At 62.6% G+C, this 16,856-nt stretch carries 17 protein-coding genes; 8 read left to right on the top strand and 9 right to left on the bottom strand.

The features are described from left to right. Nucleotides 1–19 precede the first annotated feature (19 nt). The 5 genes from AC07OJ_RS08390 to AC07OJ_RS08410 all read left to right on the top strand — a co-directional run bounded on the left by AC07OJ_RS08390 (nt 20) and on the right by AC07OJ_RS08410 (nt 6,249). Nucleotides 20–2,317, top strand: coding sequence for a beta-galactosidase (locus AC07OJ_RS08390; RefSeq protein WP_495094371.1), 2,298 nt, complete (start codon nt 20–22; stop codon nt 2,315–2,317). A gap of 82 nt (nt 2,318–2,399) precedes the next feature. After that, nucleotides 2,400–3,545 (top strand): serine hydrolase domain-containing protein, encoded by a 1,146-nt coding sequence (locus tag AC07OJ_RS08395; protein ID WP_065903335.1) that lies wholly within the window; start codon nt 2,400–2,402, stop codon nt 3,543–3,545. A 144-nt stretch (nt 3,546–3,689) separates the two neighbouring features. Beyond that, on the top strand, nt 3,690–4,844 hold the full coding sequence (locus AC07OJ_RS08400) for an OmpA family protein (RefSeq protein ID WP_065902982.1): 1,155 nt from the start codon (nt 3,690–3,692) through the stop codon (nt 4,842–4,844). Between the two features lie 27 nt (nt 4,845–4,871). Next, entirely contained in the window at nt 4,872–5,519 is a 648-nt protein-coding gene (gene pdxH / locus AC07OJ_RS08405; protein WP_495094372.1) for a pyridoxamine 5'-phosphate oxidase, read from the top strand. 265 nt (nt 5,520–5,784) lie between these two features. Beyond that, entirely contained in the window at nt 5,785–6,249 is a 465-nt protein-coding gene (locus tag AC07OJ_RS08410) for an outer membrane lipoprotein (RefSeq protein WP_003189251.1), read from the top strand. Nucleotides 6,250–6,326: 77 nt separating this feature from the next. Here AC07OJ_RS08410 and nhaA read toward each other — a convergent pair whose 3' ends face one another. Then, nucleotides 6,327–7,502, bottom strand: a complete 1,176-nt coding sequence (gene nhaA / locus AC07OJ_RS08415) for a Na+/H+ antiporter NhaA (protein WP_065902978.1) — start codon at nt 7,500–7,502, stop codon at nt 6,327–6,329. A gap of 215 nt (nt 7,503–7,717) precedes the next feature. Here nhaA and AC07OJ_RS08420 point away from each other — a divergent pair, with 215 nt between their 5' ends. Next, nucleotides 7,718–8,812, top strand: coding sequence for a PLP-dependent cysteine synthase family protein (locus AC07OJ_RS08420; protein WP_495094373.1), 1,095 nt, complete (start codon nt 7,718–7,720; stop codon nt 8,810–8,812). Between the two features lie 74 nt (nt 8,813–8,886). Here the strand turns inward: AC07OJ_RS08420 and AC07OJ_RS08425 are convergent, their stop codons facing one another. Together AC07OJ_RS08425 and AC07OJ_RS08430 are read right to left on the bottom strand one after the other, a co-directional pair. Next, entirely contained in the window at nt 8,887–10,500 is a 1,614-nt protein-coding gene (locus AC07OJ_RS08425) for an NAD(P)/FAD-dependent oxidoreductase (RefSeq protein WP_495094374.1), read from the bottom strand. A gap of 106 nt (nt 10,501–10,606) precedes the next feature. Continuing rightward, nucleotides 10,607–11,278, bottom strand: a complete 672-nt coding sequence (locus AC07OJ_RS08430) for a COG3650 family protein (protein WP_065902972.1) — start codon at nt 11,276–11,278, stop codon at nt 10,607–10,609. A 181-nt stretch (nt 11,279–11,459) separates the two neighbouring features. Here AC07OJ_RS08430 and AC07OJ_RS08435 point away from each other — a divergent pair, with 181 nt between their 5' ends. Further along, nucleotides 11,460–11,840, top strand: coding sequence for a hypothetical protein (locus AC07OJ_RS08435; protein ID WP_177343933.1), 381 nt, complete (start codon nt 11,460–11,462; stop codon nt 11,838–11,840). Here the strand turns inward: AC07OJ_RS08435 and AC07OJ_RS08440 are convergent. Further along, nucleotides 11,825–12,424, bottom strand: coding sequence for a short chain dehydrogenase (locus AC07OJ_RS08440; RefSeq protein WP_120447802.1), 600 nt, complete (start codon nt 12,422–12,424; stop codon nt 11,825–11,827). The two genes, AC07OJ_RS08435 and AC07OJ_RS08440, sit on opposite strands and share 16 nt — an antisense overlap. Nucleotides 12,425–12,527: 103 nt before the next feature. Here AC07OJ_RS08440 and AC07OJ_RS08445 point away from each other — a divergent pair, with 103 nt between their 5' ends. Then, nucleotides 12,528–13,436, top strand: a complete 909-nt coding sequence (locus tag AC07OJ_RS08445) for a LysR family transcriptional regulator (RefSeq protein ID WP_495094375.1) — start codon at nt 12,528–12,530, stop codon at nt 13,434–13,436. On the opposite strand, the gene AC07OJ_RS08450 is transcribed toward AC07OJ_RS08445, so the two are convergent. The 5 genes from AC07OJ_RS08450 to AC07OJ_RS08470 form a co-directional block, all read right to left on the bottom strand. Then, on the bottom strand, nt 13,433–13,918 hold the full coding sequence (locus AC07OJ_RS08450) for a DoxX family protein (RefSeq protein ID WP_065902964.1): 486 nt from the start codon (nt 13,916–13,918) through the stop codon (nt 13,433–13,435). The genes AC07OJ_RS08445 and AC07OJ_RS08450 overlap by 4 nt on opposite strands. Next, nucleotides 13,915–14,691, bottom strand: coding sequence for an HvfC/BufC family peptide modification chaperone (locus AC07OJ_RS08455; protein WP_495094376.1), 777 nt, complete (start codon nt 14,689–14,691; stop codon nt 13,915–13,917). The genes AC07OJ_RS08450 and AC07OJ_RS08455 overlap by 4 nt, the downstream gene beginning before the upstream one ends. Continuing rightward, nucleotides 14,688–15,566 carry an MNIO family bufferin maturase gene (bufB, locus tag AC07OJ_RS08460; RefSeq protein WP_495094377.1) on the bottom strand — a complete coding sequence of 293 codons (879 nt, stop codon included), beginning with the start codon at nt 15,564–15,566 and terminating at the stop codon, nt 14,688–14,690. Before bufB ends, AC07OJ_RS08455 begins: the two co-directional genes overlap by 4 nt. Before the next feature lie 23 nt (nt 15,567–15,589). Next, on the bottom strand, nt 15,590–15,895 hold the full coding sequence (locus tag AC07OJ_RS08465; protein ID WP_065902955.1) for a BufA1 family periplasmic bufferin-type metallophore: 306 nt from the start codon (nt 15,893–15,895) through the stop codon (nt 15,590–15,592). A 258-nt stretch (nt 15,896–16,153) separates the two neighbouring features. Beyond that, nucleotides 16,154–16,855: an ABC transporter ATP-binding protein gene (locus tag AC07OJ_RS08470; protein ID WP_010212366.1), complete on the bottom strand. Its 702-nt coding sequence runs from the start codon at nt 16,853–16,855 to the stop codon at nt 16,154–16,156. Nucleotide 16,856 lies beyond the last annotated feature (1 nt).

A 16,856-nucleotide genomic window follows, 5' to 3' on the forward strand; every position in this document is an offset into this window, starting at 1 on the left:
TTGGGAGAACCTTGTTCGTATGATTCGCACGCTGCCCGCCCTTTTTGCCCTGCTGTTCGCCGCGCCCTTGATGGCCGCGCCTGCCGGGCAACAGACATTGTTCAACTTTGTCCGGCCTGCCGATGTGGTCAAGGTGGCGACCCAGGACGCCAGCCTGCCGCAATACAATGCCGAACAAACCCCCGAAGGCGAGGTGCTGCGCCGCATCACCTTCAACCCGGCCGCCGAGCCGAGCCTGGTGCTCAGCCCGCAGACCGGTGTGTGGGACTGGTCACAGTCCGGCGCCATGAGCCTGCGCATCCAGAGCGCGATGGACTGGGCGCTGACGCTCTACGTCAAGGTGCAGAGCGCCGACGGCAAGACCCTGGTCAGCCGCATCGACCTGCCGGCCGGCCCGGTGCAGACCCTGCTGGTGCCGCTGCAAGCCAATTCCCCGCTGAGCCAGGGCATGAAGGCCGGCCCGCCGATGCCGATCACCGTGGACGGCCAGCGCGTGCTGCTCGCCGCCAGCGCCGGGGCAATCGACCGCAGCCAGGTGGTCTCGGTGACCCTGTCGATGATCAAGCCTGTCGCCGCGCAGAGCATCCTGCTGGAGCGCTTTGGCGTGCAGGACAGCGAGCCGGTGTTGAAAGCAGCCTACAGCGAACTCGTGGATGCCTATGGCCAGTCCACCCGTGCGCGTTGGCCGGAAAAAGTCAGCAGCGACGAGCAACTCAAGGCGGCCGCCGCCAAGGAGCAGCAACAGCTCAAGGGCTGGCTGGCCGAGCGGGATAAATCCTCGCTGGATCAGTATGGTGGCTGGAACAAAGGCCCGGCGTTCGACGCCAGCGGCTTCTTCCGCACCGAAAAACGCGACGGTCGCTGGTACCTGGTGACGCCGGAAGGCCACCCGTTCTACTCCCTGGGCGTGAATACCGTGGCGGCGGACAACAACCAGACCTACGTGGCCGGGCGTGAATGGATGTTTGCCGCGCTGCCCAAGGCCGGCGAGCCCTTCGACAAGTACTACGGCCGTGGCGACAACCGTGGCGGCAACGGCGCCGATCAGGGCCGGGGCTTCAACGTCGGGCGTTGGTACGACTTCTATGGCGCGAACCTGCAGCGCACCTATGACACCGATGGCTTCGACCAGAAACGCTGGGTCAGCCACACCCTCGACCGCCTGCAAGCCTGGGGTTTCAATACCGTGGGCAACTGGAGCGAGCCGGACCTGGCCACTGCCGACCGCGTGCCGTACACCTTGCCACTGTCGATCGTCGGCGATTACGCCAGCATCAGCACCGGTACTGACTGGTGGGGCGGCATGCCTGACCCGTTCGACCCGCGTTTCGCCATGGCCACCGAACGCGCCGTGGCCATCGCGGCCCGTGACCACCGCGATGACCCTTGGCTGATCGGCTTCTTTGCCGACAACGAACTGGCCTGGGCAGGCCCCGGTGATGACCCGAAATCGCGCTACGCCCTGGCCTACGGCACGCTGCGCATGACCACCGACGTACCGGCCAAGCGCGCGTTCCTCAAGCAACTGCGCGACAAGTACCGGAATGAAGAAGGCCTCTCGAAAGCCTGGGGCATCCACCTGGCGGGCTGGGAGCTGATGGAAGACCCGGGCTTCGAACCGCCGATGCCGAGCCCCGAGCACCCGGAAATCGAAGCTGACTTCAAGTACTTCCAGAAAACCTTCGCCGATGCCTACTTCAAGACCATCTCCGATTCGCTGAAGTGGCACGCGCCCAACCAGCTGTTGCTGGGCGGCCGTTTTGCGGTGAGCACGCCGGAGGCCGTGGCGTCCTGCGCGCAGTATTGCGACGTGCTGAGCTTCAACATGTATACCCTCAAGCCCCAGGACGGTTATGACTTTGCCGCCCTGCGTGCCCTGGACAAGCCGGTGCTGATCACCGAATTCAACTTCGGCTCCGCCGACCGCGGCCCGTTCTGGGGTGGCGTGACGCAATTGGCGCGCGAAGAAGATCGCGGCGCGGCGTATAGCACCTTCCTCAAGCAGGCCATGGCTGAGCCATCGATTGTCGGTGTGCACTGGTTCCAGTACCTGGACCAACCGGTGACCGGTCGCTTGCTGGACGGTGAAAACGGTCACTTCGGCCTGGTCGGCATCACCGATGTACCGTTCCAGGGCTTCGTCGACAGTGTGCGCAAAAGCAACCTGGCGGCAATCGACCAACTGGGCAAGGAAGCAGAAAAAGCCAAGGCCGCCAACGCCGTGCGTGAAAGCGAAGGCGGGCGCGGTGGGCATGAAGGCAAAGGCCCGGGGCAGGGCGCCGGGCATGCGGGCGGGCACTCTGGAAATGGGCATTGATTGAGGGCTGACGGGTTCACAAAAGCCACAAGGGCTGGAACAATGTCGGCCACTTTTAACGGTGTTTTTCGAGGGCGCTCAGGTGCAGATTCAGGGTCATTACGAACTCCAGTTTGAAGCGGTACGTGAAGCGTTCGCCGCCTTGTTCGATGACCCGCAGGAGCGTGGTGCCGGGCTGTGCATCCAGATCGGCGGCGAAACCGTCGTCGACCTGTGGGCCGGTACCGCCGACAAGGATGGAACCGAGGCCTGGCACAGCGACACCATCGTCAACCTGTTCTCCTGCACCAAGACCTTCACCGCCGTCACGGCCCTGCAATTGGTCGCCGAAGGCAAGCTGCAACTGGATGCGCCCGTCGCCAACTACTGGCCGGAATTTGCCGCTGCTGGCAAGGAAGCCATCACCCTGCGCCAACTGCTCTGCCACCAGGCGGGCTTGCCGGCGATCCGCGAGATGCTGCCCACCGAAGCCCTGTACGACTGGCAACTGATGGTCGACACCCTGGCGGCCGAAGCGCCGTGGTGGACCCCAGGCCAAGGCCATGGCTACGAGGCGATCACCTATGGTTGGCTGGTGGGTGAACTGCTGCGCCGCGCCGACGGGCGTGGGCCAGGTGAGTCCATCGTGGCCCGGGTGGCAAGGCCGCTGGGACTGGACTTTCATGTCGGCCTGGCCGATGAAGAGTTTTATCGCGTCGCCCATATAGCGCGCAGCAAAGGCAATATGGGTGATGAAGCCGCACAACGCTTATTGCAAGTAATGATGCGGGAACCGACCGCCATGACTACGCGGGCATTTGCCAACCCACCGTCTATTCTGACCAGTACTAATAAACCTGAATGGCGACGCATGCAGCAGCCGGCGGCAAATGGCCACGGTAATGCACGCAGCCTGGCGGGTTTCTATAGCGGTTTGTTGGACGGTAGTTTGCTCGAAGCCGACATGCTCGAACAATTGACCCGCGAACACAGTATCGGGCCGGATAAAACATTATTGACACAAACCCGTTTTGGCCTGGGTTGTATGTTGGATCAACCGCAGCTGCCCAATGCCACCTTCGGCCTTGGCCCGCGTGCTTTCGGGCATCCTGGCGCCGGTGGTTCGGTGGGTTTTGCCGATCCGGAACATGATGTAGCGTTCGGTTTCGTGACTAATACACTGGGGCCTTACGTACTAATGGACCCACGGGCACAGAAGTTGGTCGGAATATTGGCCGGTTGTCTGTAAACCCCTTGCTGTTTCACGTTTTTTTGTTACAAAGGCAACTATAAGAAAGACGCTGAACGAAATGTTGTAACTTTAATGTTCTGTAAGCGTCTGTTTAACGGGTCATCCAGACCCCCGTTTCTTTTCTCATTTTGTGGATATCTCATGTTATCGAACAAGTCCTTGGCACTGGCGCTTTGCCTCACCATTACCGGTTGCGCACAAACTCCACAAAATGATGCCGAAGGCGGGCATTGGTGGTCATTTGGATCGGATAAAGCCGCTACCAAGGATGCAGTCGCCCAAACCGACGCCAAGCCGGATGCCAAGCCTGCTGCCGGCGCCAAGCCTGCCGCACCGGTAGCCGCCGCTGCTGCCCCGGCACCAGCCGCTGCGCCTGCGCCGGTCGCCAAGGCTGACACCGGTTCCAGCTGGTGGCCGTTCTCTTCCAAGAGCGCCGACGAGAAAGCCGCTGATGCCAAGGCTGACCTGAAAGCCGATCTTAAGGCTGCGGAACCTGCACCGACCGTTGCCAAGACCGACACCGAGACCCACTGGTGGTGGCCGTTCGAAAGCAAACCCAAGCCATTGGCCAAGGTCGACGTGACCAACGTGCCGATGCCTGACCCGAAAATCACCCAGGCCTGGTTGGACGACTATGAGCCACGCCTGCGCGCCGCCATCAAGGACAGCAACCTGCAACTGGAGCGTCGTGACAATGTACTGGTGGTGATCGCCCCGGTAGACGGCTCCTACAACCCTAAGCGCCCTGCCATGTTGCTGCCGGTCACCCTGGGCCCGTTCACGCGCGTCGCCAAGGCAGTTGAAGCGGATCCGAAAACCGCCGTACTGGTACTCGGCCATGTGGATGCCACCGGCACTGCTCCGGCCAGCCAGGCGTTGACCAAGGAACGTGCGCAATCGATCGCCTCGATCTTCAGCCTCAGTGGCCTCAAGCAGGACCGCCTGATGCTGCGTGGCATGGGCGACCTTATGCCGCGTGCCGCCAACGACAGCACCCAGGGGCGTGCGCTGAACCGTCGCATGGAAATCATGTTCACTCAGCGTACAACGATGTTGGCCTTGCTGAGCAAATACCAGTCGGGCAAAACGCCGCCTGTGGCTGAGATGGTTGCCGTGCAGGATGTTCCAGCACCGGCTCCGGCCGCCAAGGCTGCGGCGAAAAAAGCGCCTGTCGCCAAGAAAGCCGCTGCCAAGCCCGCCGCCAAAAAGGCCCCGGCCAAGCCCGCTGCCAAGAAGCCGGCGCCAGCCAAGGCCAAGGCCGCCACTCCGGCCGCGAACGACCAGGCGAAAAACTGATCCGTTGAACCAGAAGGATAAAGCTGCATGACCCAGGCACTGGCCGATATGCGCCGTGACTACACACGGGACGGTTTGAGCGAGGCCCAGGCCCCGAGCGAACCGTTTGCGTTGTTCCACCAGTGGTTTGGCGATGCGGTGAAAACCGAGCAACCGCCGGTGGAGGCCAATGCCATGACGTTGGCCACGGTTGACCAGGACGGTCGCCCACATTGCCGCATCCTGTTGCTCAAGGGCCTGGATGCGCAGGGCTTTACCTTCTTCACCAACTATCAGAGCGCCAAGGGCGAACAGCTCGCGGCGCGGCCCTTCGCCGCCATGACCTTTTTCTGGCCGACCCTCGAGCGCCAGGTGCGCATCGAAGGGCGGGTGGTCAAGGTCACGCCTGAGGAATCGGACGCTTACTACCAGGTGCGCCCCTTGGGCAGCCGCCTGGGAGCCTGGGCGTCTCCACAGAGCCAGGTCATCCGTGATCGCGAAGAACTGCAGGACCTGCTCAAGGCCACCGAGCAGCGCTTCAGTGACAGCCAGCCCGACTGTCCCGAGCATTGGGGCGGTTACCGCCTGCTGCCCGAGCGCATCGAGTTCTGGCAAGGCCGCGCGAGCCGCCTGCACGATCGCCTGAACTACCGCCTGCAAGGGGCCGACTGGGTCCGCGAGCGCCTCGCGCCCTGAACCTCACCTTTCGTCACTTCGCCTGAATGTTGTCCGCCGCGCTCACGTCTCTATACCAGGAGGTTTGGGTTGCGTGCGGCTGCGCGGCTACAATGATGGAACAGTCGATACATCTCTTGGCACAAAGGCCAAGCTACCGTTCGTCGAGTTTTCTGTTACTGGCTGTCTGTACTCAGGCTGAATGAAAGCAATTTTCTGCGGGGCTTGCCGTGACAGGCGCCAAGCCGCAGCGTCTAATGAATACCTGTCCTTTGGAGTTGATGCTATGCGTAAGTCCGTTTTACTGGTTGCCTGCTTTACCACCCTGTCGTTGCTGTTGGGTGGCTGCGCCTCGAGTCTGACCGGCGACTCGTACTCCCGTGACGAAGCACGTCGTGTGCAGACCGTGCGCATGGGCACCATCGAATCCCTGCGTCCGGTGAAAATCGAAGGTACCAAGACCCCAATCGGCGGCGCTGCTGGCGCAGTCATCGGCGGCGTAGGCGGCAGCGCCATCGGTGGCGGCCGTGGCAGCATCGTGACTGCCGTGATCGGCGCCGTTGCCGGTGGCCTGCTGGGCTCGGCTACCGAAGAAGGCCTGACCCGCACCCAAGGTGTGGAAATCACCGTTCGTGAAGACGATGGCAGCATGCGCGCCTACGTGCAGGCCGTGCAGGAGAATGAAATCTTCCGCATCGGCGACCGCGTGCGCATCATGACCGTTGATGGCACCAGCCGCGTTACCCGCTAAGCGGTAATCGGCAGGCAAAGAAAAACCCCAACCGGGTAACCGGTTGGGGTTTTTTCATGGGTGAGGGTTCAGCCAGCTCAGGCTTTCTTGCGGCTCGCCATCGCCGTTACCGCGTAGCCGATGCATGCCGCCAGGATCGACCCGGTCAGAATCCCCATGCGGTCCTCGCCGGCGAACTCGCTGGCCCCCGGTACAAACGCCAGGGAACCGACGAACAGGCTCATGGTGAAGCCGATGCCGCACAGGATTGCCACGCCGAACACCTGGCCCCAATTCGCGCCGCTGGGCAGGGCGGCGAGGCCGGTCTTGATGGCCAGCCAGGTGAGGCCGAACACCCCGACGGTTTTGCCGATCAACAGGCCGGCGGCGATGCCCATCGGCACATGGTGGGTGAAGCTTTCGAGGCTGACGCCGGTCAGCGAAACACCCGCATTGGCGAAGGCGAACAGCGGCAGGATGCCGTAGGCCACCCAGGGGTGCAGGGCGTGTTCCAGGGTCATCAGTGGCGAGGCTTCGGCGTTCTTGGTGCGCATCGGGATGCAGAACGCCAGGGTCACGCCGGCCAGGGTCGCATGTACACCGCTCTTGAGAACGCAGACCCACAGGATCAGGCCAATGATCAGGTACGGCCCGAGCTTGATCACGCCCAGGCGGTTCATCGCGATCAGGGCGATCAGGCAGGCGCCCGCACCTGCCAGGGCGGCACCCGACAGGTCGGCAGAGTAGAACACGGCAATGACAATGATCGCGCCCAGGTCATCGATGATCGCCAGGGTCATCAGGAACAGCTTCAACGACACTGGCACGCGTTTGCCCAGCAGCGCCAGGACGCCCAGGGCGAAGGCGATGTCGGTGGCCATCGGAATCGCCCAGCCGGAGAGTGCGGCGGGGTAGTCCTTGTTGATCGCCCAGTAGATCAGCGCTGGCACGACCATGCCGCCGATGGCGGCTGCACCGGGCAGTACCACTTGCGATGGCTTGGACAGGTGACCATCAAGCAGCTCGCGCTTGACCTCCAGGCCGATCAGCAGGAAGAACAAGGCCATCAGGCCATCGTTGATCCACAGCAGGGCTGGCTTGGCGATTTTCAGCGCGCCGATCTGCGCCACCACCGGCACGTCGAGAAACGCCGCGTACAGGTGTGACAAGGGCGAATTGTTGATAATCAGGGCCAGGGCCGCAGCGGCGATCAATAACAGACCGCTGGCGGCTTCCAGCTGGAAGAAACGCGTGAAAGTGCTACGCAGAGGCAAGGGATGCTCTCCAATGAGGTTCAATAGGTGGGTACCCTAACCCGTACCGTTAGTTGTTAAAACAAAAGTTATATTCTTATTTGTTATAAGGGACGGACTCGAGCGGCATTGCGCCTGAGCCTAGCAATTGTGTGTCCAATTGAGTCTTCACTGTATCTGTGTGCAGTGTAGGAAAACCCCTAAAGTTAGGGCTGAAACCCTTAGAGAACCCCGCCATGAGCGACCACCGTCCTTGGGCCCGCGAAGCCATTCGTATCATTGAAGCAGACTTCCAGCGCAGCGCCGACACGCACCTGATTCCCTTGCCGCTGCCAGGCTTGCCGGGTATCGAGTTGTACTTCAAGGATGAGTCCAGCCACCCCACCGGCAGCCTGAAACATCGCCTCGCGCGTTCGCTGTTCCTGTACGCACTGTGCAATGGCTGGCTCAAGCCCGGCGCGCCGGTGATCGAGGCGTCCAGCGGTTCGACGGCGATCTCCGAGGCCTACTTCGCGCGCCTGCTCGGCTTGCCGTTCATTGCGGTGATGCCGGCCACCACCTCCCAGGAAAAGATCGCGCAGATTGCCTTCTATGGCGGCAAGAGCCATCTGGTCCAGGATCCGACGCAGATCTACGCCGAATCCGAGCGCCTGGCGCAGGAAAGCGGCGGGCACTTCATGGACCAGTTCACTTACGCCGAACGCGCCACCGATTGGCGCGCGAATAACAACATCGCCGAGTCGATTTTCCAGCAGATGCGCTTCGAGCAGCATCCTGAGCCAAGCTGGTTGATCTCCAGCCCTGGCACTGGCGGCACCACCGCCACCCTCGGACGGTATGTGCGCTACCGCCAGCACTGCACCCGCGTGTTGTGTGCGGATGCCGAGCGCTCGGTGTTTTTCGATTTCTACCAGAGTGGCGACGCCAGCCTGCGCCTGGACTGCGGTTCGCGCATCGAAGGCATTGGCCGGCCACGCGTCGAGGCGTCGTTTTTGCCCAAGGTCATTGATGCGATGGTCAAGGTCCCGGATGCGCTGTCACTGGCGGCCATGCATTACCTGGCCGAGCGCTTGGGGCGGCGGGTCGGGGGTTCCAGCGGGACCAACCTGATTGGCGCGCTGGTGGCGGCGCAGCAGATGAAGGCTGCGGGGGAGTCGGGGTCGATCGTGGCAATTTTGTGCGATGGCGGCGAGCGGTATGCAACCACCTATTACGATCAGGCGTGGCTGACGGGGCAGGGCTATGCCCTGGACGATTTGGTCGCGGCCGTGGCGGCCAGCGTGGAGCGCGGCGAGCCGTTGCCGGACAGCATCCTGCGCGCCAACATTTAACCTTGCAGGAGCCCGGCTTGCCGATTAGAGGCGCTGCGCCGAATCGACAAGCCGGGCTCCTACAGGGGAATGTGTCAGGCTTCGAGGCCCAACATATCCCGCGCCAATGCCTCGGCAATCCGAATCCCGTCAACACCGGCCGATAGAATCCCGCCGGCATAGCCTGCGCCTTCACCCGCCGGGAACAGGCCTTTCACGTTCAGGCTCTGCATCGATTCATCACGGGTAATCCGCAGCGGCGACGAGGTGCGAGTCTCGATACCCGTCAACACCGCATCGTGCAGCGAGTAACCCTTGATCTGCTTCTCGAACGCCGGCAGCGCATCGCGGATCGCCTCGATGGCAAAGTCCGGCAAGGCCAGGGCCAGGTCACCGAGGGCCACGCCCGGTTTGTAGGACGGTTCCACACTGCCAAGGGCGGTAGACGGCTTGCCGGCAATGAAATCACCTACCAGTTGCGCCGGTGCTTCGTAGTTGCTGCCGCCGAGGATGTAGGCGTGAGATTCCAGGCGTTCCTGCAGCTCGATACCGGCCAACGGGCCCCCGGGGTAGTCCACCTCAGGGGTGATGCCGACCACGATGCCGGAGTTGGCGTTGCGCTCGTTACGCGAGTACTGGCTCATGCCGTTGGTGACCACGCGGTTCGGCTCGGAGGTTGCTGCCACCACGGTGCCGCCCGGGCACATGCAGAAGCTGTAGACCGAGCGCCCGTTCTTGGCGTGGTGCACCAGTTTGTAGTCGGCGGCACCGAGTTTCGGGTGCCCGGCGTATTTGCCCAGGCGCGCGGCATCGATCAGCGACTGCGGGTGTTCGATACGGAACCCCACCGAGAACGGCTTGGCTTCCATGTACACGCCACGGCCATGCAGCATGCGGAAGGTGTCGCGGGCGCTATGGCCCAAGGCCAGGATCACGTGCCTGGAAAGGATCTGCTCGCCACCGTCGATGACCACGCCGTTCAGCTGGCCGTCCTCGATCAGCACGTCGGTGACCCGCTGCTCGAAGCGCACTTCACCTCCGAGGGCGATGATCTGTTCGCGCATGTTTTCCACCACGCCGGTCAGGCGGAATGTACCGATGTGCGGCTTGCTGACGTAGAGGATTTCTTCCGGCGCGCCGGCCTTGACGAACTCGTGCAGGACTTTGCGACCGTGGAATTTCGGGTCCTTGATCTGGCTGTAGAGCTTGCCGTCGGAAAAGGTCCCGGCGCCGCCCTCGCCGAATTGCACATTGGACTCGGGGTTGAGCACGCTTTTACGCCACAGGCCCCAGGTGTCCTTGGTGCGCTGGCGCACTTCCTTGCCGCGTTCGAGGATGATCGGCTTGAAGCCCATCTGCGCGAGCAACAGCCCGGCGAAGATCCCGCACGGGCCGAAACCGACCACGATTGGGCGCTCGACCAGGCCTTCCGGCGCCTGGCCGACGACTTTGTAGCTCACGTCCGGCGCGGGGTTGACGTTGCGGTCGTCGGCGAACTTGAGCAGCAGCGCGGCTTCGCCTTTCACGTTCAGGTCGATGGTGTAGATGAAGCACAGCTCCGACGACTTCTTGCGGGCGTCGTAGCTGCGCTTGAACAGGGTGAAATCGAGCAGGTCATCACTGGCGATGCCCAGGCGCTGCACGATGGCAGGCCGCAGGTCTTCTTCGGGATGGTCGATGGGCAGCTTGAGTTCGGTGATTCGTAACATGACGGGATCCGGTAGGCGGCGGGCAGAGAGGCCGGCTGTTTTGCAAACCGGCGATTATAAGCCCCAATGGCGGTTTTCCGACATGTTAAAACAGCGCAGGGCCGAATCAGTCGTCCCGCGAGCCGCCGAACGACGCGCAACCACGCTGTACCTGGCCGTTGACGCGTAACTCGGCAGTCATGTGTTGCAAGCTGCCACTGACGCTGTCGATGCAACGCTGCGGGGCCACCCACAGTTCGATGTGCTGGTTATTGGCTTCGGTCATCAGGTTGAAACGGCCGTCGCCCATTTGCTCTTCGACGTATGGCACCGCCAGTGGTGGCTGGCCTTCGCGTTCCAGCACCATGCCCTTTGCCGTGACATTCATCGCCCAGGCCGGTTTGTGGCCGTTGGCCCGCAGGATCATGCGCTTGAAGTCCGGGTCGTCGCAGGCCGAGGTCGAGCGTTCCACACGGTAGAGCTGTTGCAGGTCTACCGAACCCTGGGTGCCGCTGGCGACCCCGGAAAACTTGCCGCGCAGGTCGGCAAACAACGCGCCCTGCTGGCCGGCCAGGGAGGCGGCCTCCTGCAGGATGCTGGTGCCGCCGGTGTCGTTGACCACGTAGTTGCGTTTATCGTTGCACGGCTGGAACAGCAGCTTGCCACCCACTGCGGTGAGTTCACCCTGCATGCGGGTCATTCCGGCGAGAGACGGCTTGGCCGGCTCGCTTTCGAACATCTGGCAGGCGGCGAACAGGGGGAGCAAGGCAAACAGGGCGAGGGTACGGGCGGCGCGCATATCGGGTCTCCAGACAAGTGCCGCCACGTTACGCAGGCTGGCGCTGCATCACAAGTACGGGACACAGTTTGAATACCTGTTCTCCACGCGTTGGGAAATCAGGCGGTGCAAAGGGGGATGTTTCCTATAGTTAGGGCAGATACGTCGTGAGAAAGTCGAGATCTTTGGGTCGGAGATTGCCATGAACATCAAATGGAGCCTGTGCGTTCTCCTGCTCTGGGCGAGTGCGGCCTGTGCAGACGAGCCCGCCCGGCTCGTCTACTGGTCGGCCACCGACTTCACGAAGATCTCGGTGACGCTGAAAAGACCTGAAGACCCCGACCCGTCTCGCGTTGAAGTCAGTGTCACGTTGAGTCCAGAGGCCAGGGCGAGGACCCAGTCCATTACGCTGCTGACGTATCAGCGGTACCTGACACTCTATGTGGACGGCTACCGGCTGAATACGTCCAGGGTTCAAGGCCAGCTGGGCGGGGAGTTCGTGATGTTTGCCCCGCGCGCGCTGGTGAATGAATGGATGTCTCAATTCTCCCGTGAGGCTGTCGCGTCTCAACCGACGATGTAGGTCTGACCGGTCTGCAAGCCTTCCACGCTTTTGGCGTAGGCCAACGCCACGTCGGCGCCGGTCGCCGGCTTGTAGCCACGGAAGTACGGTGCGTAGCTGTCCATGGCTTCCAGCAGCACAGTCGGGCTGACGGAGTTGATGCGCAGGCCACGTGGCAATTCGATTGCAGCGGCTTTGACGAACGCATCCAGCGCGCCGTTGACCAGTGCCGCCGAGGCACCGGTACGGATCGGGTCGCGGTTCAGAATGCCGCTGGTGAAGGTGAACGAGGCGCCATCGTTGGCGTACTCACGCCCGATCAGCAGCAGGTTGACCTGGCCCATCAGCTTGTCCCGCAGGCCGAGTTCGAAGTCGCTGTCGTGCATGTCACCCAGCGGCACGAAGTTCACGCTGCCTGCCGCGCAGACCAGTGCATCGAACTTGCCGGTTTGTTCGAACAGCCGGCGGATCGAGGCGCTGTCGCTGATGTCCACCTGGAAGTCGCCGCTGCTGCGACCGATGCTGATCACGTCGTGACGCTGGGCCAGTTCTGCCTTGACCGCAGAGCCGACGGTGCCGCTGGCGCCAATTAAAAGGATTTTCATGGTGCTGTTCCTCCAGGGGTAAGTGAAGGTTCAGTCTAGTGTGGCTTTTCTGCTGGATAAACGCGCTAATAGGCAACCTTTGGTTTTCAAATGGAAACAATCCATGAGCGAGATGGATGACCTGGCGGCCTTTGCCGTACTGATCGAGGCGGGCAGTTTTACCGTGGCGGCCGAGCAGTTGGGCTGCAGCAAGGGGCAATTGTCCAAGCGCATCAGCCAGTTGGAGGCGCAGTACGCCGTGGTGCTGCTGCACCGCACCACGCGCAAGCTCAGCCTGACCGCTGCCGGTGCGGCCTTGTTACCCCAGGCCCAGGCGCTGGTGGTGCAAGTGGATCGCGCCCGCCAGGCGTTGGCGCGGCTCAAGGACGACCTGTCCGGGCCGGTGCGCATGACGGTGCCGGTGTCGCTGGGCGAAACCTTCTTCGATGGCTTGTTGCTGGAGTTTTCCAAGCAATACCCGCAGGTGCAGATCGAGCTGGAGCTCAATAACAGCTACCGGGACCTGGCGCGGGACGGCTTTGACCTGGGGGTGCGGTCTGGGGCGATTGAACACGAGCGCCTGGTGGCCAAGCCGTTGCTGGCCTGGCACGAGATGACGTGTGCCAGCCCGGCTTACCTCGAGCAATATGGTGAACCCCAGACCCCGGCAGACCTGGCCGCACACCGCTGCCTGCTCAACAGCCACTACAGCGGGCGGGAGGAATGGTTGTACCACCAGCAACACGAATTGCTGCGGGTGCGGGTCAGTGGCACCTTCGCCTCCAACCACTACAACCTGCTGAAAAAGGCCGCCCTGGTGGGGGCCGGCATCGCTCGCCTGCCGTCTTACGTCTTGCCGGCGGAACTGGCTGACGGCCGGTTACGCTGGCTGCTGCGCGATTATCAGACGCGGAGCCTGCCGATGTACCTGGTCCATCCTTACCAGGGCGGGCTGCCGCGCCGCACCCAGGTACTGGCCGACTACCTGGTGGACTGGTTCAAGCGCAGCGGCGAGGCCCTGGACCGGCTTTAACGGTAACGGCGCGCGATCAGGTGATCGATGGACAGGCAACCCGGTCCCTTGGCGACCAATAGCAGCAACAAGGCAATCCAGGTGCCGTGGGTCGGGTACGCATCGGGGTATACAAACAGCTGAATCACCAGGGTCATGCCGATCAGGGCCAGGGCCGAGAAGCGCGTGGCGAACCCGACCAGGATCAACACCGGGAAAAAATGCTCGGCAAACGCTGCCAGGTGCGCCGCCACTTCCGGTGACAGCAGCGGCACGTGGTATTCGCTGCGAAACAGCGGCAAGGTCGAGGCCGCCAGTTTCGGTGCGCCTAGCTGGAAGGTGCCGCTGACCAGGTCAATCGCAAAGCCTTCGACCTTGGTCTGCCCGGACTTCCAGAACACCGCGGCAATCGAGAAGCGTGCGAGAAAGGCGATCAGGCTGTAGGGGATTTTTTCGAAAAGCGCGATGGCCCGCTTCACCAGGCACGATGGGGATGTGTTCATGGCGATACCTTCGGTTCCAGGTGCAAGTGAGTGATGACGTCGTGGCTGATCAGCAGGGTCAGGCAGTGGTGCAGGTCGAATTCGGCCGAGGCTTCGAGGGCGTGGGTCACGGCCATTTCCAGCGCTGCGCCGTGCTTGAGGCTGTCGATAAAGGCGACTGAGCCGCTGTCGATGGCGAACACCTTGACCGCCAGGCCCTGGCGCAGCACCAGCGCGCCTTGGGCGTGCCAGGGGTTCAGGGTGGCCATGGCGTCCTCGGTCTGGTGCGCGGCCCACACTGCCACCACCGCATAGGCGGAATTCAGGGTGGCGAGGGACGGGTGCAATTGCAGGCGCAGTTGCCCCAGGTCTGTCTGGCCTTGCAGCGCATGGAGAATGGCCGGCTGCTCCAGCGCAGGCGTATCCGCAGCGTGATAGGCGCACACGCGCAGACGCTCAAGGCGTGCCACGTCAGCGAGGTACGGCACGCTGGCGGCGGGTTCGAACGCGTGGATGAACTCGGCCAGCGTGCTGCCGTATTCACTGATCAGCGGGCTGGCAGGGGGCGACGCTTGCACGTAGAGCCCGGCCATGGCGCGAAAGAACTCATCTCCCACCAGTTGCAAGGTCACCGGGTAGGTTGTCGCCAAGGCGTTGATCAACGCGCTGTGTACATTGTTGCGATACACCGCAAAGCGGCTGGCCGGGTCGGCGCCATTGCTGCTGAAGAGTCCGTCGGGGCAAGCCTGGTCGGGCGCCAGCAGGGCCTTGGCAAATGCGTCGTGAAGGCTCATGGGCGTACCTGCGACAAGTGCCGTTCGGCGTGCTCGGCTTCGGCCAGGAGCACGCTGAAGGCCGGTACCTGGTTGTCTCGCTCGATCAGCGTCGCCACCGGGCCGATGCGTGCCAGTACCTGTTCGTACAACTGCCACACGGCGTTTTCGATGGGCGCGCCGTGGTCATCAATCAGCAGGCGGTCGCCCAGGCTGTCAGTGTCTTCGGCAAAGCCGGCCAGATGAATCTCACCCACCGCGTGCAGCGGCAGGGCGTCGAGATAGGCCTGCGGGTCACGTTGATGGTTGATGCACGACACGTAGACGTTGTTCACGTCGAGCAGCAGGCCACAGCCGGTGCGCCGGATGACCTCGCTGATGAAGTCGGTCTCGTCCAGGGTGGAACGCTCGAACTGCAGGTACGTCGACGGGTTCTCCAGCAGCATCGGCCGCTTGAGCGTGTCCTGGACCTGGTCGACGTGCGCACACACCCGGTTCAGGGTGGCGGCATCGTAGGCCAGCGGCAGCAGGTCGTTGAGAAACACCGGGCCGTGGCTCGACCAGGCCAGATGTTCGGAAAATGAGTGGGGTTGATAGCGTTCGATCAGGGCCGCCAAGCGTGCCAGGTGGTCCCGGTTGAGCGGGCTTTCACCGCCGATGGACAGGCCCACGCCGTGCAGCGACAGCGGGTACTGCGCGCGGATCAACCCCAGGTAGTGATGAAACGGGCCGCCGGCCACCATGTAGTTTTCGGCGTGTACTTCAAAAAAACCGAGGTCGGGCGAAGTCTCGAGCACGTGCGCGAAGTGCTCGGTCTTCAGCCCCAGCCCGGCCCGACAGGGGAGGCCGGGCGCCTGAGCCGGCGAGGGCGTTTGCAGGGATGAAAGCGTCATCATCAGTACTCAGGCTGACCAGGGTTTCAGGACTTGGCGGTGAAGGCAGCTTCCTGGCCGAAACCGGTCGGCGAGGTGGAGCTTGGGGTTTTGGCGCAGGTGCCGGCCGGTACCAGTTTCCAGGCGTTGGCCTGGTCTTTGACTTTCGAGGTGCCGGCGCAGGATGTGCCAGCGCCTGCGGCGCAATCGTTCTTGCCGGCTTCGGCGACACCGAAGCATTTCTGCATGTCGTCGGCGGCGTGGGCAGTGGTGCTCAGGGCGGACAGGCTCAAGGCAGAACCCAGGGCCAGGACGAGGGTAGCGGCGGACAGCGAGCGGGTAGTGGTGGTCATGTTGAATCTCCAGCAGTGGGTTGAGTTGGCGGGCTTGAGTGCCTGCTTGTACCACTAGAGATGTTGGGGGGAAATTCGTTACAAACCCAGCAAAAATAATTTCAGGCTTGGCAACATTCAGGCACCCCACAAAGCAAATGTGGGAGCGGGCTTGTCCACGAATGCGCTGTGTCAGCCATTAGATACTTGGCTGATCCAGCGTATTCGCGGGCAAGCCCGCTCCCACATTTTTGATCCGGTTGCTACCGCAACCTTCTCTTAACCACCCAGGTACGCCTCACGCACCTTTGGATCGGTGAGCAGCTGCTCGCCGGTACCTTGCATCACCACCCGGCCGTTCTCCAGCACGTAGGCACGGTCGGCGATCTTCAGCGCCTGGTTGGCGTTCTGCTCCACCAGGAACACCGTCACACCGTCCTTGCGCAGCTGTTCGATGATGTCGAAGATCTGCTGGATGATGATCGGCGCCAGGCCCAGGGAAGGCTCGTCGAGCAGCAGCAGCTTGGGTTTGCTCATCAGCGCACGGCCGATGGCGAGCATTTGCTGCTCGCCGCCGGACATGGTGCCGCCGCGCTGGCTGAAGCGTTCCTTGAGCCGTGGAAACAGGTGCAGCACCTTGTCCATCTGCTCCTGGTAATCGCCCTTGTCGGTGAAGAACCCGCCCATGGCCAGGTTCTCCTCGACGGTCAGGCGCGAGAACACACGGCGGCCTTCCGGCACGACCGCAATGCTCTTGCGCATGATCTGCGACGACTGCTGGCCCACCAGCTCTTCACCCATGTAGCGGATGCTGCCGCTGTGGGCCTGCGGCGAACCGCACAGGGTCATCAGCAAGGTCGATTTGCCGGCGCCGTTGGCGCCGATCAGCGTGACGATTTCCCCTTGGCGCACTTCCACGTTGACGCTGTGCAGGGCCTGGATCTTGCCGTAGAAAGTGGAAACGTTTTCGAATTGCAGCATT

It is taken from the genome of Pseudomonas sp. GW821-FHT09C08 (genome assembly GCF_059418125.1).